Source organism: Nostoc sp. PCC 9305 (genome assembly GCF_963920915.1).
Lineage (GTDB): Bacteria > Cyanobacteriota > Cyanobacteriia > Cyanobacteriales > Nostocaceae > Nostoc.
Genome location: NZ_CAWUDN010000038.1, coordinates 41,314 through 66,455, shown reverse-complemented (window position 1 = coordinate 66,455; position 25,142 = coordinate 41,314). Strand labels below are relative to the sequence as shown.

Below are 25,142 nucleotides of genomic sequence, written 5' to 3'. Positions count from 1 at the left end.
CTCTAATTCCTTTTGATTTGCGTTCTCTCATATCGCTTTTAGTCTAAACTCCAGTCCTAAATACTCGGTTAACTGTAAAATATTCAATCTCTGCTGATTAAAGTCTTACATTAATCTAGTAGTCTGCCAACCCAAAAATGCTGCGTGATGGCTGGGTAAAGGGGAAGGGGTAAGGGGTAAGGGATTTGAAACCTTTCCCCCTTCCCCTTTACCCTTTACCCCGCCAAGTTCACTTGGCGAACTACTAGTCTCATCTAAAAATAGTCAGATGATGATAAAGGCAAAATTATACCAGGAATTTTCTTATGGTGCTTGAATCAGCGATCGCCGAGGAAGTCATTACAAATAATCTCAAGCAGTTTCTGTTGGTACTTTCGGTGTCATTAGGTGTGGCGACACTACCGCAGATATTTAGCTGGTTTCGCCATATACCTTACACCTTGTTACTGGTGATTGTCGGGTTAGGTTTGGCCTTTGTCGATGTCCGTTTAGTAACCCTTTCTCCCGAATTAATTTTGTTCATTTTCTTACCACCGCTGCTATTTGAAGCTGCATGGAATTTGAAATGGGCGGAACTGAAGCGAGATTTAGTGCCAATTTGCTTGTATGCGGTGTTTGGAGTGTTAATTGCGATCGCCGGGGTAGCGATCGCTCTCAATCAAGTTGTTGGTATTTCTCTAACTACAGCTTTACTTATTGCAGCCAGTCTATCTGCAACTGACCCTGTTTCTGTCACCGCTTTGTTTCGTGAACTGGGTGTAGATAGTCGTCTTGTCACCTTAATGGAAGGCGAAAGCTTGTTCAATGATGGCATGGCTGTAGTTGCCTTTGGTTTTTTGGTAGCGTTATCTTTGGGAACTGTAGAATTGGAATTCCAGCCAATTTTATTGCAGTTATTTACAGTTGTTGGCATCGGTGTAGCGGTGGGAGCTTTCATTGGATTTGGTATTTCCTATCTAACCCAGCGCTTCGATTTGCCCTTAGTGGAACAATCTTTAACTTTAGTTTCCGCTTATGGAACTTACCTGATTATTGAAGACTTGGGCGGTTCTGGAGTAATTGGAGTTGTCACCACAGGTTTGATTTTAGGCAACTTTGGCTCTCGTATCGGCATGAATCCCCGCACCCGAATTATTGTTTCCGAATTTTGGGAATTTTTGGCATTCTTTGTTAACTCGATTGTCTTCTTGCTAATTGGCGACCAAATACGCTTTGCTAGTTTAGGCGAAAACCTGCAAATCATAATGGTGACAGTCGCAGCAATGATTGTAATGCGGGCAGTTGGTATTTACATTCTCAGCAAATTGAGTACTACCATCACCAAATCGGAAATTTCTTTACCAGAACAAACTATCCTCTGGTGGGGTGGGTTACGCGGTTCCGTCTCCATTGCGCTGGCATTGAGTGTATCGACGATACTACCAGAGCGAGAAAAAATCATTGCAACAGTATTTGGAGTAGTTTTGTTTACTCTGCTTGTTCAGGGATTGACCATCAAACCTTTGCTGGAAAAACTCAATTTGCTTGGTGATGCACCCTTGCGCGAGCAATATTTAGAATTCGTTGCCCGTCATGTAGCTTTAGAACGCGTTCTAGAACATCTCCAGGCAGACCAACGCCCCGGTCTTGACCCAGAATTTCGCCGTTACCAGGAGACACTAATCAAAGGCGAACTTGTAGATTTACGGATGGAAATTGACAAATTGCAGGGTGAATATCCGAATCTTCAAAGCTTTACGACTGAACAATTTCGAGGAGAACTGTTGGCAATTGAGGCAGATACTTATGCAGAATTTGTCAAATCTGGTCGGTTAAATAAAGAATTAGCATCTATGCTTGAGGATGTTTTACAAGATAATAAATCTCAATAAAATTGAATTTTTATCGATCGTAATAAGGGCTTATTTGTTAAGTCTGCAAAAAAAAGCCGGGTTTTTTCGCTATCAAGCCTAAAAAACCCAGCTTTTTTTGGCGTTGCATATTTGCGGGATGATTTTGCTAGTTTTGTGGGATGGGCATCTTGCCCGTCCCTTGTATTTCAGGGATCTCGTGTCGCCCACCCTACAAGAATCATCCCTTGATTCAGCAACGCCCTTTTTTTTATATCCTTAATCGAACCCAGTAACTCCCGGAATCTCAAGGACAAAATCTGCCCCATATACAGATGCAGGAGTCTGGAATCCTACCTTAACTTCGTCTTGAATTACCCGTTTGCTCACTGCTACAGCCGCTAATGCCGTAAAATCGTATGCTTCTGGCCCTAAGAGCTTTGCAGTTACTTGTTGACCAGTTTTATCCTCAGCAATACCAATTACTCTAACTTGCCCCTTGGCTCGTTCTGCCGCCGTTGGCCCAGTGGGTAGAGTTTTAATTAGACTTGCTAAAGCACTTTGGAATAGAGACGAGTTAAATAACCATCCCAAATACTGGCTCGACTCCATCAAAAAGCGCACAGGATTAGGAAATACGGTATAAACCTCAATATTAGGAATACCCGTAGTCTGAAACGCAGTGATAATATCAGCACGCCAAGGATTTGTTACTGCTGTCTCAGGCCCATAACCAAAATCAACTTTACGTCTTTTCGATGCTGGGCGAGATGGGATGAGCTTACCTGCTTCTCGGACTACCCCGATATGATGTAAAGTTGGCAGTACCGTATTCGCAGTTCCCTGAGATACACCGCCCACTGTTTCATAGATTAAAATCAGTCGCGTTGCGATAGCTAACTTCTGTTTGAGGTAAGCAGCTACACAATCAGTAGGTACAACCCCAAATCCCACACCAGGGAGAAGCATTATCCCTGCACTTTTAGCCTCAGCATCTCGTGCCTGTAGCGCTTGAAATTCAGGTACTTCGCCAGCTATGTCTAAATAATGAGTTTTAGTTTGGAGGCAAGCATCGACAAGTGGCTTTGAGGTTTTGGAGAAAGGCCCGGAGCAGTTGATGACAGCAATTATATCCTCAAGAGAGCGAGCGATCGCCTGTCGGTCATCTAAGCCAAAAACCCGAAAGTCCAAACTTAATTCATTGGCTACAGCTGCTAGTGAACTTTGATTGCGTCCAGCTAAAATTAATTCCAGTCCGTTATTTTTAGCAGATTCAGCAATGAGTTTTCCAGCATAGCCAGTTGCACCATACAATAACACCCTTGATGTCATTATTATCACCAGCTAGGAGTTGTTTGCAATCTGCTGCCATAACCTGACTTCAGGTGGTTCAACTAAAAATTGTCCTGATTTTTCCCCTAAAGCTTTAATATACGGCTGCTCTAAGTGTTGAGCCAAAATTTCTTGGCTGACCCAGTTTTCATGTAACAGAAACAAAGATGGGTCATCAAAAGATTGGTGCAAATCGTAATTAATACAACCTTCTTCTGCAAGAGTGAGAGCTATTACAGGTTGAAATTCCTGCTTAAAATTGTCTTCCAAACCTGGCTTTACTTTTAGTCGAGCGGTGACAGTTACTTGCTGATTTGACATTGTGATTCCTCTTTTTTACTAAAACTAATTCAAGTATTAATGCTGTTAATAATTTCCGAAGGCTTGAAATAGTTGTAAGGTATGGGACGAGTTTGATTTCTAATGTCTATTTGCCGTTCTATTTCATGTAAATTCTGTTGGAATTGCACTACAATTTCCTGTGCCAATGGGTCGGCAAACTCCTCATCATAAAAACCTAATTTATCATAGTGGTACGATGTTAAAATCTCAGTCCACATCACCTGGTCGGCAGCTTGTTTAAAGGGAGGAAGTATCTTCATGATAGTTTCCAAGTCTACACCCTTAGTTTCTGGAATTGGGTGGTAGGCTGCATAGGGCATATTGGGTACAAAAGCCATATATTCGTACTGAGAAAAATTCAAAGCAGAGTGTAAAGGAGCGCAAGTGAATACTACCACACTGATGATTTCAATCAGTTGTTCTAGAGTCTCAATCTTGGCTGGCATTCCCTTGACTCTACCACCATCTTGAGCCACTAATTCTCTAGCCCAATTTTGCAACTCATAGTCGTCACTGATATCCTGTGAGGTTTTGTAATAGAGTTGCAAGTATTCAGCCACAAACTTTTCGACGGCATTCCAGATTAATATGCCATCGTCTCGGAAAGGAAAGTGCGGTAAAATTTCTGGGTCATCCGTTCGGCGACTTTTTATTAACCGAGGGAAGGTAAATTTTTCCACACTCCATTCTTCATAAACTTTCGCCACAAATCCAAGAGACTCCGCCAATGAACCTGCCATAAACTCATCAACTGGGCCTCCAGGTTGTAAAAACTGAGTGCGCCCCAAATCGTTATCAAATAGCATAAAACGGAAGTGGGGTTTTAACAGTAAGGCGATGGGATGATTTTCTGCTAGTTGTCGCGCAGTGACAATCGCAAATGGAGCCATAACTGCATGGGTATAGGCGAAATGACTACCCAATTCTTGATGGTTGCCATCAGCAATTTGAACGCAGGTTTTTGCCAAAAACCAATCTAAATGGGGGTCATCTGGTGTATAAATCACGCTTTTTGCACCAGAGTCATGATTAATCTGAATGGCAACAGGTACCAGAGAACCACCATTAGGACTATCATTACTTTGCCAGTAAAATAGAGCTTGTGGCTTGGGAAGGTACTTTTTAACATTCTCGTAGACACCACCTTTAATATCAGATAACAAAGGATAATCTAAGAAATACAGCTTGCCTTCCTTGAGTGCCTTTTCCAAAGTAAATTCTGTACCTGCAACCTTCTGAAAATGTGCATCTGTAACAGCAAAATTATCAGGTAATACATCAATTTTTTGGATAGCTAATGGGTTCGCTCCAGAGAGTCGTTGTTCCGCAAAGCAAGAGTCTGTTTTGTAATTTTTTATGACATCGGGTTTTGGTAGCAGTGACAAAAGTTCTTCATATTCTTCCAACTGATCTAATGGGTCTAAGAAATTTCTGGCTTTGGCAGCTAGCATATTTGGTGCAAGAGTTGCCATACTTGCCAAACGTTTAGCAGTATATTCCGCCGAGAATATTTCCTTATGAGGAACTTTATCAATTACTGGTAGAGGAGCTAGATAATCGTAATTAAATTTGTACTCTTCTCGATTTTTATCTAGCCAATTGATTCGGACATTAACATCAGGATCTTTTTGTGGTAAATATGGTTTCACGGTTATCTCCAATTCGGTTTTTTAGCGTTTGGTAGTAAACGATCGACATCAGAAATTTGCTAAATCACATCAGAATTTAGCAAACAACTTTCATTACATAGTTTTCAGATACTCAATCAAGGCTTTTTTATTCTCATCAGATAAATCAGTGCCATAAATATGTCCCTGATTTGAATTAGCAGTAACCGTCGTATCGTATTTAAAACCTATAGCTTTGGCTTCATTCCCATCAGTAATAAAGCCAACTTTTGTCGGGTCGTAGACATCATATCCTCGATAGAAAACTTGAGGACGATTCTCTGGTTTTTCTAACAAATCTTGTAGAGATGGGACTGAACCATTATGTAAATATGGCGCTCTTAACCATAATCCATCTAGGGAAACAGATACATATCCATTAGTTTTGCGTAAATTTTTGAAGTCCCAAGGGTAGCCATCACCAAAATGATTGTAAGTATCTGCTCCTTCTTGCGTCCACATATCTAACCGATGGCGGTCAGTTCCCACTTCATCCACGGGGATAACAGTACCCGTTCTTTCCCCACCAAAAGCATGACAAGATGCACAAGTATTAGCAAAAATTTGGCTTCCTTTTGCAGCCACTTGCTCATCAATCGCAAATGGATATTTAGGAGGTGGTAGTTCTTGAATAAAATCTTCTACTCGTTGTAAATCGGCTACAGGAAGTGATTTTTTGGTAGCACCGTCACCAATTGCTCCAGTTTGAACAGTTTCCGTTAGTGAAGTTTCTAATCCATCCCAATGGAGTGCAAACCCTTTGTGCATCTTTTGATTCCAAAGAGGCATCATATCAGAGTTGCCGATAGTGTTATCTTTGGGCAACTTTAAAGTATTGAATTTAACTGGATTAAAAGGATCAATTCGACCAGGGCCCCAGTTAGGACGAGAATCTGTCCAACTATAGTCTTCTTTTTGTTGCAGCAGTGCTTTCTTAGTTTGAGGAATTAGCACATAGCGATAAAGTAAATTTTCTAACCAAGAAAGGTTGTAATTATATTTGATTTCGTCAAGAATATAATCTGCTGTAAATCTGGCATCACCAGCAGTTGCACTCAAAAATCGTAAATAGCCTTGCGAATCAAACTTATTAGCAGGAGCAGCGGCCACAATTGTGGGTTTATCTTTCTCTGTTTTTCTATAGGTGGCAGTATGGCAAACAGCGCAAGTTATACCAACGCGGGGGAAGCCAATGGTTTTTTTCGTAAACCCAACTGGCATTTCTTTGCCCTCTTCCCATGTGATTCCCAAGGAAGTATAACCACCTGTCCCTGGTAATTTATCAGGAAATATTCGTGGTAATACCAGCCAAATCCAATAGGGAACACCTTGCGCTTCTTCTGTGCCAATAGAACCATATTTAAAGTGTTCTTCAGGCGATTCATAATATGTGGGAACCTCTCGAAAAAGGTTGTACCATCCCACATACCCAACTACACCAGCTAAAAGAACCACAATTAAAACAATGGTTGTGATTACCCTACTTATTTTGTCTTTGAGTATTGTCATGGCACTCTTTTGCTCCTTTGCAGAAGAATCTGTTTGTAGTGCAGGCAATATACCCACACTAGACTAGGGATAAAATTAGGAGAATTGCTTCACTGGAATTGCAGCGATTGCATTTTGCTACGCATTGCTAGTGTCAGAAGAATTAGTTCCGCTAATCCAAAAAACAGGTCTACAAAGGCAATGGATAAAAATCCTTTATCTTGCCCAAAGAAAAGTACTGCACAAATGAAAAATGTCGATCCAAAAGCTCTTGAAGGAAATATTGATATCCAGGCAGTTGCCTGATATCGGTACGGGTCAAGTGCTCCAGGAATATAAAATGCACTAATAATAAATAACAGCATTCCCGCAGCGCGAACCCAGATAATTGGTACTGGTATATGCATTTGAAGGAACGTCAGCATTAATTCTGGAAAGAAGCAAGAGGGAATGACAAAAAGCATATTAACAATAATGCCAACCCAAGTAACGCGACTAAACCATTTAGCGTAATTATTCATTTTTCTCTCCTTTTAAAGCTTTTTCATGTACTCAACTAGTGCATCTTTATCTTCTGTAGGAAGATCGGTGCCATATAAATGACCACTGTTACTATTTCCAGGTTTTGTGGTATCGAACTTAAAGTATTGCTTACCGTTTTCTACATCGACATCAGATACAAAACCAACTTTTGTTCTGTCAATGACATCGTAGCCACGATAGAATTCTTTAGGTCTATTTTCTGGTGTTTCTAATAAATCCCGTAAGGTGGGAACTGAGCCATTGTGCAGATAAGGGCCGCGTAACCAAACACCATCAAGGGGCATATTTGCATAGCCATTAGTCTTACGGAAATTCTTAAAGCGCCACGGATACCCTGTATACAGAGTATTTTGGTTAGACATCGTTTTGTAGGTATATGAGTCGAGACGATGAGGGTCTGTACCAATTTCTTGAATTGGGACAACTTTGCCTGTATATGCACCACCAAAAGCATGACAACTAGCACAATTACTTTCAAAAAGCTGTTCTCCCTTCGCTGCTATAGTTTCGTTAACTTCGTAGGGATATTTTGGTGGTGGTAGTTCCCACAACCAATCAGCAACTCTTTGAATTCGAGGTAAATCGATTGTTGTGGGTGTGACTCCAGCACCTAAAGCTGCACTCTTATTTCGTTCATCAACAGAAGTATTATTACCATCCCAATGTAACTGCAATCCCTCACGAGGTTTTTGATTCCAAACTGAGGGAAAATCAGAAGTACCAATCAGTTCATCCTCACGCAATTTATCCATTGGGAAATGGAATTGAATTGCTTTATAAGGATTAAAAGTATCTACTCTTCCTGGGCCCCAATCTGGTTGTTTTTTAACGAAATCAAGTCGAGATGCCTGATTAATTAGTGCATCTCTAGTTTGGGGAATTGCAATGAAGCGATAAAGTAATTTTTCAATGGGATTAAGACCACCACTGATTTTTTCAATTTCTGGCAACATCCGGTTAGCAGTAAAGCGCTCATCTACACCAACTGCTGATAAAAATTTAATATATCCCTGCAAATTAACTACATTAGCAGGCATTGTCGTGATGACTTGATGTTCGCTATTGGGGGTATTTCGTAGCGTTCCTGTATGACATACAGCACAATTCAACCCAACTCTATCGATAAAGACTCGGCGTTGCGAAAAACCTATAGGTAAATCTTTGTCAGGTTCTTTGATAAATCCCAGAGAAGTGTAACCTTTTCCAGGTAATTTATCTGGGAATAATTCTGGTAAAACTTTCCAAATCCAGTAAGGGATGCCATTGACCGGTTCGCTGCCGATTGAACCATATTTAAAGTGGTTTTCAATATCAGCATAATCCACTGGAGAGTTAGACAAAACAGGCCAAAGGAAAAATACTGCTACTGCTACAATACCTACAATTACAACCCAAATCCGCTGGAATATTCCCTTAATTGAGGTTGGAAGTAGGGTAGGGTTTGTTTGTTCAGTCATGGAACACTCCCCATTTTGTCGAGATTATTTGTAAGCGAAATTGTTGATGCGATCCGCATCGCTTTTTTATCTAGATAAATTAGCAAACTGAGTTTCATGAAAGACTGACATTACTTCTTCCATCATCTCTTCATAGCTATTGAAGCGATCCTGCTCGTAACAACCCAAGGGATTTTCAATTACATTCAGCAGACATTTATTGCAATAAGTACAGGGTTTATCTGCCAAGTCTTTACCTGCTTGAAAAGATTTAACTAGGTCATTATTAGCAATTAGAGTACGAGCCATTGTCACCCCATCACAATAATGATCATTTATTGCCTGGCGAATATAAGAAGCTTGCTGTAAACCACCTGTACATAATACAGGAATATTAACGTGCTTTTTAATTTCTCTGGAATCTAGTAAGTTTCTGCCTTGGTTCTCTATTAGTAACTGCTTGATTTTGGGGTCTTTTACATCATCACCACTAAATGCTTGAGGAGGCAATTGCTTTTTCACACGATTCCATAAAAAATTGAAAATTGGATGCAAAAATGCTTTGCGAAATAAAATGTAGTTACGTGTGGTTTCGACACCACTCGACAACATGGCATCATAAGTTCTAGTAATGACATCAAAATTAAAATCACCAATGGGATTGAGTGGGTGAGGAAATAAGCTACCAGTTGACACATGGACAGCATCAGCCCCAGCTTCTTCTGCCCATTGACAAACTTGAATAGAATCTTCTATGGTATTACCTGGTTTTTCCCAAAAGGTGACGGCGTTGTTATAGTCAACGGCACTAATTTTGAATTGCAAATGAAAGTCGTTGCCTACTTCTTTGCGGATTGCTCTAATTACATCTAGCAAAAACCGCGCTCGATTCTCTAATGAACCACCATATTCGTCTTGACGGTCGTTAATTCCAGAACTGAGAAATTGATTAAAAAGATATCCATTAGCACTGTGCAATTCCACTCCGTCCAAACCGGCTTCACGGGCACGTCTAGCACCATCGGCGAAGTATTGAATTGTTTCTTTAATCTCTGTTAGTGTCATCGCTTGACACAAAAAGCCGTGGAATGGCTCAGTTTGGCTAGTGGAACTTAAGGCTTTTTTTCCTAAGTTTTCTACACCACCAATATCTTGCTGTCGCCCCGAATGACTTAATTGCAAAATAAATTTACAGTCATATTCGTGGACTCTTTCTCCTACTTTTCGCCAAAAAGGAATGCGCTCATCACAGTTAATGGTGGCGTAATTGGGCATAATTCGTCCCCGGATGGCGACTGGGACAAAGGAACTAATAATCGCTCCTACACCACCACGAGCAAACTTTTCTTCCCAGTTGATTCGGGCTTGAGTACCTGAACCATCATAGTTATCCCATCTGCCAGAAATACTAGAGCGAAATATCCGATTTTTTACTGTGAGATTACGGAATCTCAATGGCTCAAATATAATATCGTTTTCCATGTGTTCTTCTGTCTTTATCTATTATTTCGGCAATAAAATTAGAAGTCAAAATTATTCGTAGCACTAACAGTCTCGCCAGAGAACTATTATTTCTAGTGTCTCTGGGAGAGCAATTTTTTATGTCTACAAATCTACAGTGGAGGTTTTCGGATGGGAGGGCTAAGTATTAAGTTTTTGTTACTTAAATTTACTTAACCAGTTTCAGCATGGATATTTATCCTTATTGGTTTTTACAGTTATATAAAGACTTTTGCAATTTGTAAACCTACGGGATTTACAGAGCAATTCTTAAAAAAAGTCAAAATTTCCGTCTTTTATTTCTCTTAAAAGGTTAAGGCAACCTTAAAAGTAGCTAAAAATAGCTGCTAACAATTTGTTACAAACCTAACCAAGTATGTAGGAAATCGATATAACCATAGCAAATTGGTTATTGAAGACCATTGTAAATTTACAAATTTTTAAATTTTTGATTTAGAAATGTATAAAAGTTTATTGATGACGTTTTACAAACTTGTGTAGTAACTTCATATATAACGAACCTCAGTAAGGTACATTAATCATCAAAATATCCCAAGACTAAATCTGGAAAATGGGAAATTAGTGATGAAGCATTAGTGTACCTCTGCAAAAGTGAGGTGCAGTGGAAAAGGTTTAGGTGTTACAACCAGAGAGTTTTATGAAAAAGACAAGTCTAATTTTTAAGGGCTGTCTGCTCCTCCTATTCGTGACTGTGTTTATAGTCTGCGGCTTTTATGGAACGCCTACAGCTCTAGCTGATGAGTATAGTGAAATACCTACGTCCATAAGTACTGAGTATTCGGATACGGGTGTATCTGAATACCCTGATAACTGTGCGGGTATCGGTTATCTCCCAGAATACACAAAGGAGAATTTGACAGATGCCGAGAAACGAGGTCGTTGCACTTGGTACTTATGGACTGGAGGTAATTCTAAGTACTATCGTGATTTAGCGAAGCGAACACATGGCGGTGTTGACTTGTTAAAGCTGATTGACTCGCGCGTGCATGACGAGCGATTGCAACGTTATGGCGCAATTAACGATCCTGGATGTGAAAAAGCAACAGCGCCAGATGAATATGGTTTGTGGCTAGATAAGTGTAAAGATCCGCTCTCAACTGGTGTTATTGGGTTACGTAAATTCCAAAACCCCAACTTCGACTCGGCAAAATGGAACCCTGTTGAATATGCCAAAACCTCACAAATTGAGCCTCCTTACGTAATTGGCCAGTCCTGCGCCATCTGTCACGTAGCGTTAGATCCCCTTAATCCACCCAAAGACAAGGAACATCCAAAATGGGAAAACCTTGTAGCAGCATTGGGTAATCAGTACATTAAGGAAAATAAATTATTTGCATCCAGCGTTGGAGAAAATAGTTTTGTTAAGCAAGTACTTGATTCTCAAAGACCTGGAACTTCTGATACTTCTCGGATTGCCACCGATCACATCAACAATCCGAATGCGATCAATTCCATTTTTAATTTAGGCGATCGCCCCAAATATCCAGAGGTAATGAACGATGGTTCAACCAAGGATGTTAATCATATTCTCAAGGATGGTGCGGACTCTACAGGAGTGGCAATTGCCTCACTACGCGTCTACGTCAACATTGGGATGTGCGGCGATTACTGGACAAGTCTCCATGAGCCTTTATTAGGCAGAACTCCCCAAAAACCTTTTGATATCGAAAAGGCGCGGAAGGAGTGTGAAGGCTGGAGACAGACAGAAGCACGTATGGCTGATGCTGAAGCATTCTTGAAAACCATCAAGCCGATGCACCTGAAAGATGCACCAGATGGCGAACAGTTCTTGACTAAAGATGAAGAAGTTCTCAAACGTGGCAAACTGGTTTTTGCTAGCACTTGTGCTAGTTGCCATTCCAGCAAAAAGCCACCAGATGCGATCGCAGCTGACACCGAACAGGCTCAAAAATGGTACGAAGAGTCTGTACTCAGTAGTAATTTTCTTGACCACAACTTCTTGTCTGATGACCAGCGTTATCCAGTTACCCTAATTGGAACCAATGTGGCGCGATCGCTAGGGACAAATGCCACTAAAGGGCATATTTGGGATCAGTTCTCGTCGAAGACTTACAAAGAACTGCCTTCACCAGGTACTTTAACGCTGTACAACCCCTTTGATGAGAAAAAACCTATCGAATTTAAGATACCTGACGGCGGTTTGGGTTATTACCGTACACCCTCGCTAGTAAGCATTTGGGCAACAGCACCACTTCTTCACAACAACACACTAGGACTTTACAACGAAGATCCTTCAGTGAAAGGACGTGTAGAAGCCTATACGGATGCAATGGAAAAGCTGCTGTGGCCTGAAAAGCGTGAGGGAATTATCAGCAGAACATCTAAAGATACCAAATTAGAGCTTCCCCCAGGAGATCCGAATCCGAGATTTAAACTTCCTGTTCCTAAAGGTACGCCTGTGAATTTGCTAGCAAGCATCAATATTAGAGAGGCGATTACATCTCTCAATCTCGGCAGCCTTTTCCAAGATTTGAAACCAGGGGGTGGAATTAAGGGTAAGTTGGCACGTGTGCTTTTAAGAGCCAACAAATCTCCTGACTTTGTAGAAGATGAGGGTCATTATTTTGGCTCAAATCTGCCAGATGAAGATAAGAAAGCCCTAATTGAGTTTGTGAAAACTTTCTAAGTACAGCTTCCGTGTAAAATCGTAGTGTTTTAAACGCAGAGAATTCGCTACGAATTAATAAAATGTTGTACTAAGACAAATTGTCTTGATATTCTGCACTCGTTTCCAGGTTAAATCTGGGAACGAGAAAAAATATTGATTAAATAGCAAGGATATATATGCCGTATTTACCAATCGTCTTCGTTCGTGGATATGCAGGTACAGAAAAAGACGTTGAGCAAACAGTCAACGATCCGTTTTATGGATTCAATAGTGGTTCAACCCATATTCGAGTAGATGAGAAGGAAAATCCCCAGAAGTTTTTTTTCGAGAGTCCATTGCTGCGGCTAATGACCGATCATGGTTATCAACCGATTGTTGACAATCAGAATGTGAGCAATCAGATTAAAAGATTGTCCGATCAACTTCATCAAACTATTTGGATCTATCGATTTTATGATATCTCTACACCTAGCTTTGGCTCCTCAAGTGTAGTTCGACAAGAGATGGAGGAGATAGCTAAGGGTTTAAGAAAACTGATCCAGAATGTCAAAAAAACGACGGGTGCTGAGAAAATTTATCTTGTTGCCCACTCGATGGGAGGTCTTGTTTGTCGCAGCTTGATTCAAAAGATTTATCCAGATGAAAACGAGCAAGCTGCGGATCACATTGACAAATTCTTTACCTATGCTACACCTCATGGCGGTATTTATTTTGAGGTCGGGGGTGGCTTAATTGAAAACCTTAGAGACAGGTTCCAATTGAATAATTCTGATGACTTTGGCCCCCAGAGGATGTATCAGTATTTAACACCTGGTATAAAGCCAACAACTGAGTTACCCGATGACTTTCAGTTAGAAACACTACAAAGCATAGATACTGCATTTTCGCCAAGCCGCGTTTTTTCTCTAATCGGCACGAATGCACATGATTATGAAGAAGCTTTTGGTCTTTCACGCAATCTTGTTGGAGTGAAAAGTGATGGTCTAGTTCAGATTGATAAAGCTTATATCCTTGGATCTCATCGTGCTTATGTTCATCGCTCTCATGGCGGACGTTATGGCATATTGAACTCCGAAGAAGGTTATCAAAACCTGCAACGATTTTTGTTTGGTGATATCCAGGTGAAACTGTCTCTGAGCAATGTTGAGTTACAAGACTTGGACAATAACTTTTATCAACTGGAAACTAGGGTGGCTTTGCGTGGTCTTCCTATTCCAATATATGAGCAAGCGATCGCTCATTATTGCCCAATTACACAAGAGTTAACCCGAACAGATAAACCTATTCCGCTATTTACAGCTTTCTTAATCCCCAAAAACTCAGTCAATGATGATAATACCTGTAGATATGCCCTGCGTTTAGCACTGCATTCCTTTACAAAACAAGAGAAGAATTGGTTACGTGACCATCATCTCGACCAAGTACCTTTGTGGTCTGACTATCTAATTACTGATGTTTCCGAATCAAATAGCAGTTATGAGGCCAAATACAGTTGGAATTCTGAAGAAAAAGAGCCAGTAACAAAGTTAAATCCGACTTCAGAATCTAGTTCGGGTATATATGTTGCGTATGTTTCTTTACCTGAACGCGGGCAAAAAGTCTTAGGAGCAAATGCAGCAGTTCGCTTGGAAATTTCCCAATGGAAATAAATAAGTGATTAGTTGTGTTTACTTAGCATTTCTTAATTGTTCTGGAGAGAGAATAATCAAGCTTAAAGAACGTTAGGTTAATAATGACTAATAACTAATGATTTCTAAAAGACATGTGTGAAAAAGAATGGATAGATACAACCTCCGTATCTATAAGGTTTCTGGATTAACACATAGTTATTTTCATCAGATGTCTATTTATTTCAAGCTGTTAATAGAGGAAAATTATGCAGACTAATCGCAAACAAACGGCTCTTATTACTGGTGCATCTGGCGGCATTGGTTATGAATTTGTGAAATTATTTGCTCAGGATGGTTACAATCTTGTGTTGGTAGCTAGAAGTCTGGAAAAGCTGAATAAAATAGCCGATGAATTTAAAAAGAAATTTGGCATTGATGTCAAAGTTATTTCCAAAGATTTATCTAACCCATTAGCCCCAGAAGAAATTTTCACGGAGCTAGAACAAGCATCAATCAATATTGATGTGTTGGTGAACAATGCCGGGTTTGCTACCTACGGATTATTTAACGAAATTGACCTGAATGCTGAAATGCAATTGCTACAGGTTAATGTTTTATGTCTGACACATTTAACCAAGTTATTTCTCAAAGGTATGGTTAAACGGGGGTCTGGAAAAATATTAAACCTGGCTTCCACTGCTGCTTTTCAACCAGGGCCACTGATGGCAGTATACTACGCTAGTAAAGCTTATGTCTTATCGTTTTCAGAAGCGATCGCAAATGAATTAGAAGGTACAGGTGTCTCTGTGACGGCGCTATGTCCAGGGCCTACCGAATCTGGTTTTCAACAAAGAGCCGCAATGGAAGACTCAAAGTTGGTAAGCGGTCAAAAAATTATGACTGCGGAAACAGTAGCCGAAATCGGCTATCGCGGTCTATTTGAAAACAAAACTGTTGTTGTTCCTGGAATTAAAAATAAGCTACTCGCTGAATCTGTAAGATTTACTCCCAGAAAGCTAGTGACTAAACTAGTCAGAAACATGCAGGAAAGCAAATAAGTTGTAAGATAGTAACCCTAAATCAAACACTCAGAAACAAGATCCCCGACTTCTTAAAGAAGTCGGGGATCTGCGGGTTGCGATTCTCACAAGTCTTTAATTACGAATTACGAATTACGAATTACGAATTACGAATTACGAATTATTTTAATCCCCCTGCGGATGCTCATCCCACAAGGTTGTTAGTTCTCGTAAACTTTGATGATTACCATTGCCCAAAATCAGATGATCTAGTACTGGAATGCCCAAAAGCTGCGCCCCTGATAATAACTGACGCGTCAATTCTATATCTTCTTGGCTGGGTTCAAGGTTCCCAGAAGGATGGTTGTGGGCAACTATTACCCGCGTTGCACCTTGACGAATAACTTCTCGAAAAATATCACGGGGAGAAGCTAGGGTTTCGGTTGCAGTGCCAATAGTAATTACTTGCGTACCCAGCAAACGATTCTTGACATCTAACAGCACCACTGCAAAACGTTCTTGTATCTGCCACATCAAATCTTGGCTAAGGGTAGCAGCAGCAGCAAGTGGGCTATCAATTAATGTGCCATCATTGGGACGTGATTGAAAGGCGCGTTTACCCAATTCAATTGCTGCTAAGATACTTGTCGCCTTCGCCGGGCCAACACCAGAAATTTGCATCAACTCAGCAGGGCTAACTTCTCGCAGAACTACCAAAGGATCGCGTTGGTGTTTGGCTAATTCGCTCAAGATATATTGTCCCAAACCCACAGCAGATAGTTTTCCTGGCCCTTGACCAGTGCCTAGAAGAATTGCGATTAACTCCGCTGTGGCTAAAATTTTTGCACCATGCGTCATTAATCGCTCGCGCGGACGCTCATTTGTAGGTAGGTCAGCAATTCTGAGGCAATAGGTCATATTAAACTAAGAAAATAGCACCACACATAGAACTATCCTTAGTTATCCCTCGTTTGCTCTCAAAATCATCTTTATTTGAGAAAATCTTTAACCTTGGTAAGTTTTTTCATATTTCTAACTATCTTGTTCTCAGAGAAACTACGGTTATCAGTAGCAAGCTGTTGTATTAATATAAAGGCGACCATCCTTGCAAAATGAGTTTGGTGCAGTTCTCAGTAAACAAAGACTTTACAGTACACACTACTTACTAAGCTAATCCTCATTCATTTTTCTAGAATTATTCGCTTTTAATAAGGGCTTCAGCCCTGCTTCTATGCAACTTACTTGAATGCTCACTAGCTTATGGTCAGCCTACATTAGTTTATCTATCGGCTTTCTGCATCAAACTTCTATTTAAAGTTAGAATTATAACAATTTTCCGGAGAAAAAGTACGTATCTAATGGTTCCAGAAAAGCTCCAAGAAATCGCTCGGCAAGTATATGAAGATAACAGCCAAGCTCAGGAAACTGTCAGAACTCTTCTTACATGGTTCGGTGCCAAGCGACGTAGATTTGTTGTAGATACAATCCGCAAAGCTCTTACCGAGGTAAATTTGGCAACTGAGCCAGACTTCACTAACGTATACATTGATGCCGAAGTACGTTTTGTTCCTGCTCAGAAGCCTAATGAAGCAGAAGCAAAAGCTATAACTGAAGATGCTATTTCAGCAACTTATCTACCAGATGCAACTGCGGAGGTTACTACAGCAGAGTTTGTTTATGGAGCCATTGAAGATCCAACTTTTCGTATTGGACAACTTGCATCAGCAAACAGTACCCCTATAGTAGTTAATCCGAACTTACCACTGTTAGAAGCAACAACATTAATGATGATGCGTGACTTCTCACAACTTCCAGTGATGCAATCAGAGCGGGAAGTAAAAGGGGTAATCAGTTGGGAATCAATTGGTAGGAGAATATCTCTTAAGCGTCCCTGCGAAAGGGTTCGTGATTGTATGGAAACAACAGTGCCTGAAGTGACAGCAGAATCCTCATTGTTTTCCGCCATCGACTTGATTGTTAAACATGGATATGTGCTTGTTCGTCAGCAGGATCAGAAGATTTCTGGGATAGTAACAACAAGTGATTTAAGTTTGCAGTTTCGTCAACTTACTGAACCTTTTCTATTAGTTGGTGAAATTGAGAACTATGTTCGACGTTTAATCGACGGTAAGTTCACTACCGAGCAGCTTGCTTCAGTTCGAGATCCAAAGGATGAGCGCGTAATAAATTCTGTAGTTGATCTAACTTTTGGGGAATACTTACGGTTGCTTGAAAAGCCCGAACATTGGAATAACCTCAACATTTCAATTGATCGGGCAACTTTCATTAAGCATTTAGACATTATACGCGAATTGCGAAATGATGTAATGCACTTTGATCCAGATCCCTTTGCTGAGGAAGATATTCAAATGCTTCGCTTGTTCATAAACTTTATGCGTATTCTTGACCCTAAAAAAGTCTAAATCAACTTATTTATGAAACATTCCCAGATTATATCTAGGAACAATGGATAAATAATTTTCTTTCACTCACTGATAAATTTGTGTTGCTTTCAGCATGTGGTAGGTAATAATCAACTGAGTCAAAGCCAGGGGGTAACTTTGCAGTGTTTCTCCAGTTGTACCAGCAATTTTACCCAGTTCTGGATTACTTTCGCGATCGCAAATACTTCGTAAATGCGGCATATCAGAACAAATAATATGCTCTAACTTATTTACTTGGTCTAAAGTTGCATGACCATCAACTTCTAAGACATCTACAGGCTTACTCATATCCCTGTCTAATCCCAAGCGGATCGCTGAGTCAGAATTACCATAGCCAGAGTTGACAATCTGGGTAAAATCTGGATGGGGAATTGTCGGACGTAATACCAGACGGACATTCAGATGTCCATTGGTTTCATCATCTTCCTCTGTGGGTGGATAAAAACTAATGACTATATCAGACCATTGCCGCTGCGGACGGATAAACTCTGCTGAATCTGGTTCGCGCTTTTCTAATTCCGCTAATACCTGTTCAGCTGTGTAGCCGCGCTTTTGGGTGTCTCGTTTAACTTTCCACTTAGAACGTAGTGTTTCTGGGGGTGCAAGGTAAACTTTAACATCGTAAGAATCACGAGCGGCACGGGTAGAATAACCGAGTAATCCTTCAATAATGACGAATTTATTAGGCTTGATATACTGTGGTGGCTCGAATGTGCCGGTTTTATGGCTGTAAACTGGCTTCAGAATTGGCTGTCCCGTGCGTAGCAGCGACAGATGTTGCTGCATAATATCTAAGTGATTGCAGTCTGGGTGAAGGGCTGTGATGCCAATTTCTGCACGTTGTTGGCGATCGTAACGGTGATAATCATCTGTACAGATGAGCGTGACATTTTCTGGGCCGAGTACCTGAGCGATTCCTCGCGTTAGTGTTGTTTTACCAGCCGCGCTATCACCGACAATACCAAGAATTATTGGACGGCTCATCATAACCTCCCACAATAAAAACAACTTTAGTAATAAAATACCCACAATAGTTTTTATTCTAGAAGGGTTTAAGCAAGTAACTCAAACAAAGACTTGGTATGCAATATCTCTACACATAAAATGTTTGTGCGATGCTTACAGTGGTAAACTACGCTTTTTGCATAATAATTACAATCATGTAGATTGTTAGAGTTATCTGTACGCATAAATACTAGACATTTTCTGTTGAATCTACTCTCAGCCGCAGATATTCAATTTTAATACAAGCATCCATAATCACATTGAGTCCTGCATCTATAGCTTTTTGTGCTGATGGTTGATGCCAGATACCCAGTTGTGTCCATACAGTTTTCGCATTGATAGAAATTGCTTCATCTATAATTTCTGGCAAGCACTCAGAACGGCGAAACACATTAATAATATCCACGGGTTCGGGTAATTTCTGGAGTACAGGATAACTGGCTTGACCGTCAATGTCTTTAATTATCGGGTTGACGGCATAGACTGTATACCCTTTTTGTCGCAAGAATTGGGCGATTTGATAACTAGTACGATAGCGTTTATCAGAGTGACCCACAACAGCGATGGTTTTTGCTTGGATCAACACCTCACGCAGGGCGTTATCATCTTCTTTAAGGTTTGGCATGATTTAAAATATCCTGATCGTAGGCGCAGCCCGTCGTAGACATCGCTTTGCTCATCATACTGAGTTGCATTTAAATATAATTTTGACTTTTAAAAAATCATTCACGAATATCAAAGACTCGTCCCCTATTCTCCATGCCCAATGCCCATGACAACTAAAACACTAGGACTCGAACAAAACCTCTACGACTATTTACTGTCAGTCTCTCTGCGAGAACCAGAAATTTTAACCCAACTGAGGCAAGAAACAGCCCAATATCCAATCGGGAGAATGCAGATTGCTCCCGAACAAGGGCAGTTTCTCGCGTTACTGGTGCAGTTGTTGGGAGCTAAGAAAACTTTGGAAATTGGGGTATTTACAGGTTATAGTTCCCTGGTGGTGGCATTGGCGTTACCAAGGGACGGTAAGGTGGTAGCCTGTGATATTAGTGAAGAATTTACAACGATCGCTAGACGTTATTGGCAACAAGCAGGAGTAGCAGATAAAATTCAACTGCATATTGCCCCAGCTTTGCAGACTTTGGATTGGCTACTGGCAACAGGAGAAGGAGAAACTTTTGATTTTGCCTTCATCGATGCAGATAAGAGCAACTATGATGCCTATTATGAGCGATCGCTGCAATTAGTGCGTCCGGGGGGACTGATTGCGATCGATAATGTTCTCTGGTCAGGCAGGGTTGCCGACCCGCAAGTGCAAGATAATAGAACTAAAAGAATTCGTGCCTTTAATCAAAAACTGCATCAAGACCAGCGAGTTAGTCTTAGTGTAGTAGCGATCGCAGATGGCTTAACTTTGGCACTGAAAAAGTAAGTTGAGCGAAAATAGCTTTTATTGTTCGAGCATTTGGAAGAATCGGGTAAAGTAATCTGGAAAAGTCTTCGCTGTACAACCAGGATCTTTAATTACAATCCCTGGAACCTTCAAGCCAGTGACAGCAAAAGCCATCGCCATTCGATGATCGTGATAGGTTTCAATTGCCGCCGGGGTAATGGGGCCGGGTTGAATTTTCAGTCTATCTGCAAATTCTTCAACCTCAACTCCTAGCCGCCGTAACTCTGTCACCACAGCTTTAATTCGGTCAGTTTCCTTATAGCGAATATGTTCCACGTTCCGAATGGTAATCGGGGAACTGGCAAAGGGTGCGATCGCTCCTAATGTTTGCACTAGATCCGATATATCATTCATATCAATGTCGATGCCTTGCAATTGCTTCGGCCCTGTCACTTCGGTGTAATCATCCCCATCCTTAATTTGGCAACCCATCTGTTCTAAAACATTCAGCCACAGAATATCACCCTGACAGGATTGTTTGGTCAAATGTTTGACACGCACCCGTCCACCCGTGACAGCAGCGGCGGCAAAAAAGTAAGAAGCATTTGACGCATCGGGTTCGACTGTGTAATGTCGAGCTTGGTAACGTTGTCCCGCTTTAATCTGAAATTGATTATCGCCGATTTGAATCACCTCCACGCCAAAGTCTGCCATCAGACGACAGGTCATTTTGATGTAAGACTGAGAAACCAACGTACCTTCAACCTCAATAATTGTGTCTTGTTGAGCGTAAGGCGCAATCATCAGCAATGCCGAAAGTTGCTGACTTGTTTGGTTTGCTTTCACCCGAAAATTTCCACCAGCGAATTGCCGACTATAGACGGTGTACGGCATAAACCCGGAGTTTCCCTCAAAGTTAATGGTTGCTCCACCCATTTGCAGCACCGTCAACAAGTCGCCCATCGGTCGTTCTCGCATCCGGGGAACGCCATCTAGGCGATATTCACCGTTCCCCAGTGCCACCAGCGCCGAAATAAACCGTGCTGCTGTACCTGCCAAACCCACAAATAAATCTGCCTGTTTAGCTGGAATTTCGCCTCCCCTTCCCGCCACTTGAATTTGTGCCAGTTGAGGATTCAAAGTAATGGGAATGCCCAATTGCTCTACGCATTTAGCAAAATACTCACTGTCTTCACTAAATAAGGCATTTTCTAAAATGGAGTCACCTTGCGCCAAAGCTGCGACAAGCAACGCCCGATTGGTCAGACTTTTAGAACCAGGAATTTCTACCGTGGCATCCACTGGCCGATTTAGAGCAGGAATTGCAATGGTATCCACTTTAAACCTCTACGTAGGCGGTTAGCTACAACTTTATAATATTCCCATATCTTGAGCAAAAGGGGCAGGGGAGTAGGGAGTGTGAGTTACAAGTAAAGTAGTGAGAAATGAGATTTTAAAACTTATAATTTATAACTCCCATATAACTCGCAACTCATAATTCAGCACGGGTTAAACCCTGGCTATCCGCTAACAGGACTTTAGAAAGATGCAATTTATCGATCAAGCAAAAATTGAAGTTGAAGCTGGTAAGGGCGGCGATGGTATTGTCGCCTTCCGGCGAGAGAAGTACGTGCCGACTGGTGGCCCCTCCGGTGGTAATGGGGGAAGAGGTGGTTCGATATTTTTCGTTGCCGATGAAAACTTACAAACTTTGTTGGACTTCAGATACAACCATCGCTTTCAGGCCGAAAAAGGGACTCGTGGTGGGCCAAATAACTGCACCGGAGCAGGAGGAAAGGATTTAATTATCGAAGTTCCCTGCGGTACAACCATTTATGATGCTGAAACTGGCGAACTCCTGGGAGATTTAACTGAGCCTAAGCAGACTTTGCTGATTGCCCAAGGTGGTAAAGGCGGACTGGGAAATCAGCATTTCTTGAGCAACCGTAACCGCGCCCCAGAATATGCTCTCCCAGGATTACCAGGGGAAATAAAGCAGCTGCGCCTAGAGTTAAAACTTTTGGCAGAAGTCGGGATTATTGGCTTACCAAATGCTGGTAAATCCACTTTAATTTCATCTTTATCGGCTGCACGTCCGAAAATCGCAGACTACCCTTTCACTACCCTGATTCCAAATTTGGGTGTAGTGCGGAAACCTACTGGCGATGGTACTGTTTTCGCCGACATTCCCGGACTCATTGAAGGAGCAGCTCATGGGGCAGGGCTGGGACATGATTTCTTGCGCCATATCGAACGCACGCGGGTGCTACTTCACTTGATTGATGCCACTAGTGATGATGTGGTTAGAGACTACAACACAATTAAGGAAGAATTACAAGCTTATGGACGGGGTTTAGCAGAACGTCCGCAAATTTTGGCGCTGAATAAAATTGATGCAGTCGATCGGGAAACCGTCGATTTGGAGGCGTTAGCCACCCAACTTAATCATCTCTCCTACGCCCCCGTTTTTGTGATTTCAGCGGTTACTCGCACCGGGTTAGACCCGATGTTACAGGAAATTTGGGGAATTCTCGACCAAATGAAGGTTCCTGAAGAAGTGGAGGTATTTAGCTAATTCGTAATTCGTAATTCGTAATTACTACTTATCAATTACGAATTATGCTGGCTTATTCTGGATCAGGGGAATCTTAATCACAAACTCAGCGCCTTGTCCTACCCTGAGCATCAGTAAAAAGATGCTGGTTCTCATTAGTAATATTTGTTGTGAAAACCAGTTCATCTATTTCCCAGAACACATCAGCTTCTGCTTGCAAAAAAAGCATAGTCTGACTTGCCAATTAATTCTTCTGGAATATGACCAAAGAAATCACAGTAGCGATGTTGCCAACGCATTCATCAACTGTGATGCGGCTTTTTTGAGTAGCACAATTGATACGAAACCTTAAAGTACTTACGGTATCGTTAAATTCGTGGATTAGACTAGAACCACAGGGTAACAATCAAAGGAAGATTATGATGAGCGATCGCGACTATACCTTAATCATTGATAAAAGCGGTAGTATGTCTACACCCGACCAAATGGGTGGTAGAAGTAGATGGGAAATCGCTCAAGAGTCTACTCTGGCTTTGGCCAGAAAGGCTGAACAGTTTGACCCCGATGGCATTACCGTTTACGTTTTTTCTGGGAGATTTAAACGCTACGATGATGTCACCTCAGCTAAAGTCGCCCAGATATTTCTCGAAAATGACCCTTCTGGCACAACAAACTTAGCAGGTGTACTCCAAGATGCCCTCAATAACTACTTTCAACGCAAAGCAGCTGGTAAAACCAAGCCAAACGGAGAGACAATTTTAGTGATCACCGATGGTGAACCAGACGATCGCAAGGCTGTGTTTGAAGTGATCATTCATGCTACTCGCCAGATGGAGCGTGATGAAGAATTAGGAATTTCGATTATTCAAGTAGGTTCAGATGCCCAAGCAACTAAATTCCTCAAAGCTTTGGATGACCAGTTACAAAGCGTCGGCGCTAAATTTGATATTTGCGATACCGTCACTTTAGACGACTTAGAAGAAATGAGTCTTGTAGATGTGCTGACGAACGCAATAACTGACTAGTATAGCAGAATTCAGAATTCAGGAGTAAAACACGCTTTATACTTGGGTAACAGACTTCCCTTGTGTACCTTACCAACTTAAACTCTGCTGTATGTTTGGCGATCGCCCATAGTTCAGTAACTGTTAATTCTTAATTGGAGAATTGAATAATGCTAGAAAATCGTGATTATACATTGATTATTGACAAAAGCGGTAGCATGGCAACCCAAGATCAAAAGGGTGGTAGAACTAGATGGGTTGCAGCCCAAGAATCAACTTTAGCTTTAGCTAGCAAGTGTGAGCAATTTGATCCAGATGGTATCACTATCTATGTATTTTCTGGCAAATTCAAGCGATACGAAAATGTCACATCCACCAAGGTATCACAAATTTTTCGAGAGAACGATCCCTCTGGTACAACTGATTTGGCAAGTGTGTTAAAACATGCAACTGATGATTACCTTCAACGCAAAGCAGCCGGTCAAACCAAGCCAAATGGTGAAACAATTTTAGTGGTTACTGATGGTGAGCCGGACGATCGCAAAGCAGTCATGAGGGTAATTATTGAAGCTTCTCGTCGCATCGAACGAGATGAAGAATTAGCTATTTCTTTTATTCAAGTTGGCACAGACCAACAAGCTACCCGCTTTCTCAAAGTCTTAGATGATGAACTCCAAAGTGCTGGTGCTAAGTTTGATATCTGTGACACCATTACTATGGAAGATATGGAAGATTTGAGTCTATCGGAAGTGCTACTCAATGCTATTAATGACTAGCTATACTATTTATTAGGAATTGCCAAAATGGATTCCATTGATAAGCTATTAGCTGAACTCGAAACTGAATACAAAGAAGTACAACCACAAAAGCTGGAATCAAAATCAGTCGCAGCCAAATCGTTTATTCCATCATCGCCAAAGTCGGCATCTTTGATAGATAACCTTTTGGCAGATGTTAAGGCTGATTTTGCCGAAGAGGATGCTGCGATTGAATTAAAAAGACAGCAAGAACTTGAACAGGAACGAATTCGACAAGAAAAAATCAAAGCCAAACAACTCGAAGCTTTAAAAGTGCAGGCGAAAGAATGGTTAACCAAAGTAGATCCACTTTCGTCTGAAGGACTTTGGTTTGAAAGGTTTGCTGAAAGTTACCCTTCAAAATTAGAGGCAGCGATTGAATATTTAAGAAGCAATGAATGAATTAAAAATTCAATATCCTGCTCATCAATGTGCTTGCTTGCTTGAATTGAAAATTAGCAATTATTTATTTAAGTTAAGTAAGTGCAAATAATTAAAATATAGTGTAGGGTGTGTTACCGCATTA

At 41.1% G+C, this 25,142-nt stretch carries 21 protein-coding genes; 10 read left to right on the top strand and 11 right to left on the bottom strand.

Features of this window, described 5'->3' with window-relative positions; genetic code table 11:
* Positions 1-305 precede the first annotated feature (305 nt).
* On the top strand, positions 306-1,871 hold the full coding sequence (locus ACM0OX_RS16375) for a cation:proton antiporter (RefSeq protein WP_414516151.1): 1,566 nt from the start codon (positions 306-308) through the stop codon (positions 1,869-1,871).
* Between the two features lie 237 nt (positions 1,872-2,108).
* On the opposite strand, the gene ACM0OX_RS16370 is transcribed toward ACM0OX_RS16375, so the two are convergent.
* From ACM0OX_RS16370 to ACM0OX_RS16340, 7 genes are all read right to left on the bottom strand, one after another.
* Positions 2,109-3,161, bottom strand: coding sequence for a saccharopine dehydrogenase family protein (locus ACM0OX_RS16370; RefSeq protein ID WP_414516149.1), 1,053 nt, complete (start codon positions 3,159-3,161; stop codon positions 2,109-2,111).
* 12 nt (positions 3,162-3,173) lie between these two features.
* Positions 3,174-3,482, bottom strand: coding sequence for a putative quinol monooxygenase (locus tag ACM0OX_RS16365; protein ID WP_414516148.1), 309 nt, complete (start codon positions 3,480-3,482; stop codon positions 3,174-3,176).
* A 29-nt stretch (positions 3,483-3,511) separates the two neighbouring features.
* Positions 3,512-5,152, bottom strand: coding sequence for a lipoxygenase family protein (locus ACM0OX_RS16360; protein ID WP_414516146.1), 1,641 nt, complete (start codon positions 5,150-5,152; stop codon positions 3,512-3,514).
* Positions 5,153-5,245: 93 nt separating this feature from the next.
* Entirely contained in the window at positions 5,246-6,679 is a 1,434-nt protein-coding gene (locus ACM0OX_RS16355) for a c-type cytochrome (protein ID WP_414516145.1), read from the bottom strand.
* An 89-nt stretch (positions 6,680-6,768) separates the two neighbouring features.
* Positions 6,769-7,179, bottom strand: a complete 411-nt coding sequence (locus tag ACM0OX_RS16350; RefSeq protein WP_414516143.1) for a hypothetical protein — start codon at positions 7,177-7,179, stop codon at positions 6,769-6,771.
* A 12-nt stretch (positions 7,180-7,191) separates the two neighbouring features.
* Positions 7,192-8,658, bottom strand: coding sequence for a c-type cytochrome (locus ACM0OX_RS16345; protein WP_414516141.1), 1,467 nt, complete (start codon positions 8,656-8,658; stop codon positions 7,192-7,194).
* A gap of 66 nt (positions 8,659-8,724) precedes the next feature.
* Positions 8,725-10,119: an NADH:flavin oxidoreductase gene (locus ACM0OX_RS16340; protein WP_414516140.1), complete on the bottom strand. Its 1,395-nt coding sequence runs from the start codon at positions 10,117-10,119 to the stop codon at positions 8,725-8,727.
* Positions 10,120-10,795: 676 nt separating this feature from the next.
* On the opposite strand from ACM0OX_RS16340, the gene ACM0OX_RS16335 reads away from it, so the two are divergent.
* The 3 genes from ACM0OX_RS16335 to ACM0OX_RS16325 all read left to right on the top strand — a co-directional run bounded on the left by ACM0OX_RS16335 (position 10,796) and on the right by ACM0OX_RS16325 (position 15,455).
* On the top strand, positions 10,796-12,805 hold the full coding sequence (locus tag ACM0OX_RS16335) for a hypothetical protein (protein ID WP_414516139.1): 2,010 nt from the start codon (positions 10,796-10,798) through the stop codon (positions 12,803-12,805).
* A 158-nt stretch (positions 12,806-12,963) separates the two neighbouring features.
* Positions 12,964-14,436 (top strand): lipase family alpha/beta hydrolase, encoded by a 1,473-nt coding sequence (locus tag ACM0OX_RS16330; protein ID WP_414516137.1) that lies wholly within the window; start codon positions 12,964-12,966, stop codon positions 14,434-14,436.
* A 227-nt stretch (positions 14,437-14,663) separates the two neighbouring features.
* A complete protein-coding gene (locus tag ACM0OX_RS16325) occupies positions 14,664-15,455 on the top strand; it encodes an SDR family NAD(P)-dependent oxidoreductase (RefSeq protein WP_414516136.1) in 792 nt (263 codons plus the stop codon).
* A gap of 147 nt (positions 15,456-15,602) precedes the next feature.
* Here ACM0OX_RS16325 and radC read toward each other — a convergent pair whose 3' ends face one another.
* Positions 15,603-16,334, bottom strand: a complete 732-nt coding sequence (gene radC / locus ACM0OX_RS16320) for a RadC family protein (RefSeq protein WP_414516134.1) — start codon at positions 16,332-16,334, stop codon at positions 15,603-15,605.
* Between the two features lie 440 nt (positions 16,335-16,774).
* Here radC and ACM0OX_RS16315 point away from each other — a divergent pair, with 440 nt between their 5' ends.
* Positions 16,775-17,839, top strand: a complete 1,065-nt coding sequence (locus ACM0OX_RS16315) for a CBS domain-containing protein (RefSeq protein ID WP_414516132.1) — start codon at positions 16,775-16,777, stop codon at positions 17,837-17,839.
* A 66-nt stretch (positions 17,840-17,905) separates the two neighbouring features.
* Here the strand turns inward: ACM0OX_RS16315 and ACM0OX_RS16310 are convergent, their stop codons facing one another.
* Positions 17,906-18,844, bottom strand: a complete 939-nt coding sequence (locus tag ACM0OX_RS16310) for a phosphoribulokinase (protein ID WP_414516157.1) — start codon at positions 18,842-18,844, stop codon at positions 17,906-17,908.
* Positions 18,845-19,055: 211 nt separating this feature from the next.
* Positions 19,056-19,490, bottom strand: coding sequence for a CoA-binding protein (locus ACM0OX_RS16305; RefSeq protein ID WP_414516131.1), 435 nt, complete (start codon positions 19,488-19,490; stop codon positions 19,056-19,058).
* 147 nt (positions 19,491-19,637) lie between these two features.
* Here ACM0OX_RS16305 and ACM0OX_RS16300 point away from each other — a divergent pair, with 147 nt between their 5' ends.
* Positions 19,638-20,300, top strand: a complete 663-nt coding sequence (locus tag ACM0OX_RS16300; protein WP_414516129.1) for a class I SAM-dependent methyltransferase — start codon at positions 19,638-19,640, stop codon at positions 20,298-20,300.
* A gap of 18 nt (positions 20,301-20,318) precedes the next feature.
* On the opposite strand, the gene aroA is transcribed toward ACM0OX_RS16300, so the two are convergent.
* On the bottom strand, positions 20,319-21,599 hold the full coding sequence (gene aroA / locus ACM0OX_RS16295) for a 3-phosphoshikimate 1-carboxyvinyltransferase (protein ID WP_414516128.1): 1,281 nt from the start codon (positions 21,597-21,599) through the stop codon (positions 20,319-20,321).
* A 208-nt stretch (positions 21,600-21,807) separates the two neighbouring features.
* On the opposite strand from aroA, the gene obgE reads away from it, so the two are divergent.
* The 4 genes from obgE to ACM0OX_RS16275 all read left to right on the top strand — a co-directional run bounded on the left by obgE (position 21,808) and on the right by ACM0OX_RS16275 (position 25,018).
* A complete protein-coding gene (obgE, locus tag ACM0OX_RS16290; RefSeq protein WP_414516126.1) occupies positions 21,808-22,836 on the top strand; it encodes a GTPase ObgE in 1,029 nt (342 codons plus the stop codon).
* A gap of 398 nt (positions 22,837-23,234) precedes the next feature.
* Entirely contained in the window at positions 23,235-23,840 is a 606-nt protein-coding gene (locus tag ACM0OX_RS16285) for a vWA domain-containing protein (RefSeq protein ID WP_414516124.1), read from the top strand.
* 149 nt (positions 23,841-23,989) lie between these two features.
* Complete coding sequence (locus ACM0OX_RS16280; protein WP_414516123.1) at positions 23,990-24,595, top strand: vWA domain-containing protein; 606 nt, start codon at positions 23,990-23,992, stop codon at positions 24,593-24,595.
* Positions 24,596-24,622: 27 nt separating this feature from the next.
* Positions 24,623-25,018, top strand: a complete 396-nt coding sequence (locus ACM0OX_RS16275; RefSeq protein ID WP_414516121.1) for a salt stress protein, Slr1339 family — start codon at positions 24,623-24,625, stop codon at positions 25,016-25,018.
* Positions 25,019-25,142 lie beyond the last annotated feature (124 nt).

Bases quoted from the DNA above. Each gene is read 5' to 3' on its own strand.
- ACM0OX_RS16375 (WP_414516151.1), top strand. From the start codon at position 306: ATGGTGCTTGAATCAGCGATCGCCGAGGAAGTCATTACAAATAATCTC.
- ACM0OX_RS16370 (WP_414516149.1), bottom strand. From the start codon at position 3,161: ATGACATCAAGGGTGTTATTGTATGGTGCAACTGGCTATGCTGGAAAA.
- ACM0OX_RS16365 (WP_414516148.1), bottom strand. From the start codon at position 3,482: ATGTCAAATCAGCAAGTAACTGTCACCGCTCGACTAAAAGTAAAGCCA.
- ACM0OX_RS16355 (WP_414516145.1), bottom strand. From the start codon at position 6,679: ATGACAATACTCAAAGACAAAATAAGTAGGGTAATCACAACCATTGTT.
- ACM0OX_RS16350 (WP_414516143.1), bottom strand. From the start codon at position 7,179: ATGAATAATTACGCTAAATGGTTTAGTCGCGTTACTTGGGTTGGCATT.
- ACM0OX_RS16345 (WP_414516141.1), bottom strand. From the start codon at position 8,658: ATGACTGAACAAACAAACCCTACCCTACTTCCAACCTCAATTAAGGGA.
- ACM0OX_RS16340 (WP_414516140.1), bottom strand. From the start codon at position 10,119: ATGGAAAACGATATTATATTTGAGCCATTGAGATTCCGTAATCTCACA.
- ACM0OX_RS16335 (WP_414516139.1), top strand. From the start codon at position 10,796: ATGAAAAAGACAAGTCTAATTTTTAAGGGCTGTCTGCTCCTCCTATTC.
- ACM0OX_RS16330 (WP_414516137.1), top strand. From the start codon at position 12,964: ATGCCGTATTTACCAATCGTCTTCGTTCGTGGATATGCAGGTACAGAA.
- ACM0OX_RS16325 (WP_414516136.1), top strand. From the start codon at position 14,664: ATGCAGACTAATCGCAAACAAACGGCTCTTATTACTGGTGCATCTGGC.
- radC (WP_414516134.1), bottom strand. From the start codon at position 16,334: ATGACCTATTGCCTCAGAATTGCTGACCTACCTACAAATGAGCGTCCG.
- ACM0OX_RS16315 (WP_414516132.1), top strand. From the start codon at position 16,775: ATGGTTCCAGAAAAGCTCCAAGAAATCGCTCGGCAAGTATATGAAGAT.
- ACM0OX_RS16310 (WP_414516157.1), bottom strand. From the start codon at position 18,844: ATGAGCCGTCCAATAATTCTTGGTATTGTCGGTGATAGCGCGGCTGGT.
- ACM0OX_RS16305 (WP_414516131.1), bottom strand. From the start codon at position 19,490: ATGCCAAACCTTAAAGAAGATGATAACGCCCTGCGTGAGGTGTTGATC.
- ACM0OX_RS16300 (WP_414516129.1), top strand. From the start codon at position 19,638: ATGACAACTAAAACACTAGGACTCGAACAAAACCTCTACGACTATTTA.
- obgE (WP_414516126.1), top strand. From the start codon at position 21,808: ATGCAATTTATCGATCAAGCAAAAATTGAAGTTGAAGCTGGTAAGGGC.
- ACM0OX_RS16285 (WP_414516124.1), top strand. From the start codon at position 23,235: ATGATGAGCGATCGCGACTATACCTTAATCATTGATAAAAGCGGTAGT.
- ACM0OX_RS16280 (WP_414516123.1), top strand. From the start codon at position 23,990: ATGCTAGAAAATCGTGATTATACATTGATTATTGACAAAAGCGGTAGC.
- ACM0OX_RS16275 (WP_414516121.1), top strand. From the start codon at position 24,623: ATGGATTCCATTGATAAGCTATTAGCTGAACTCGAAACTGAATACAAA.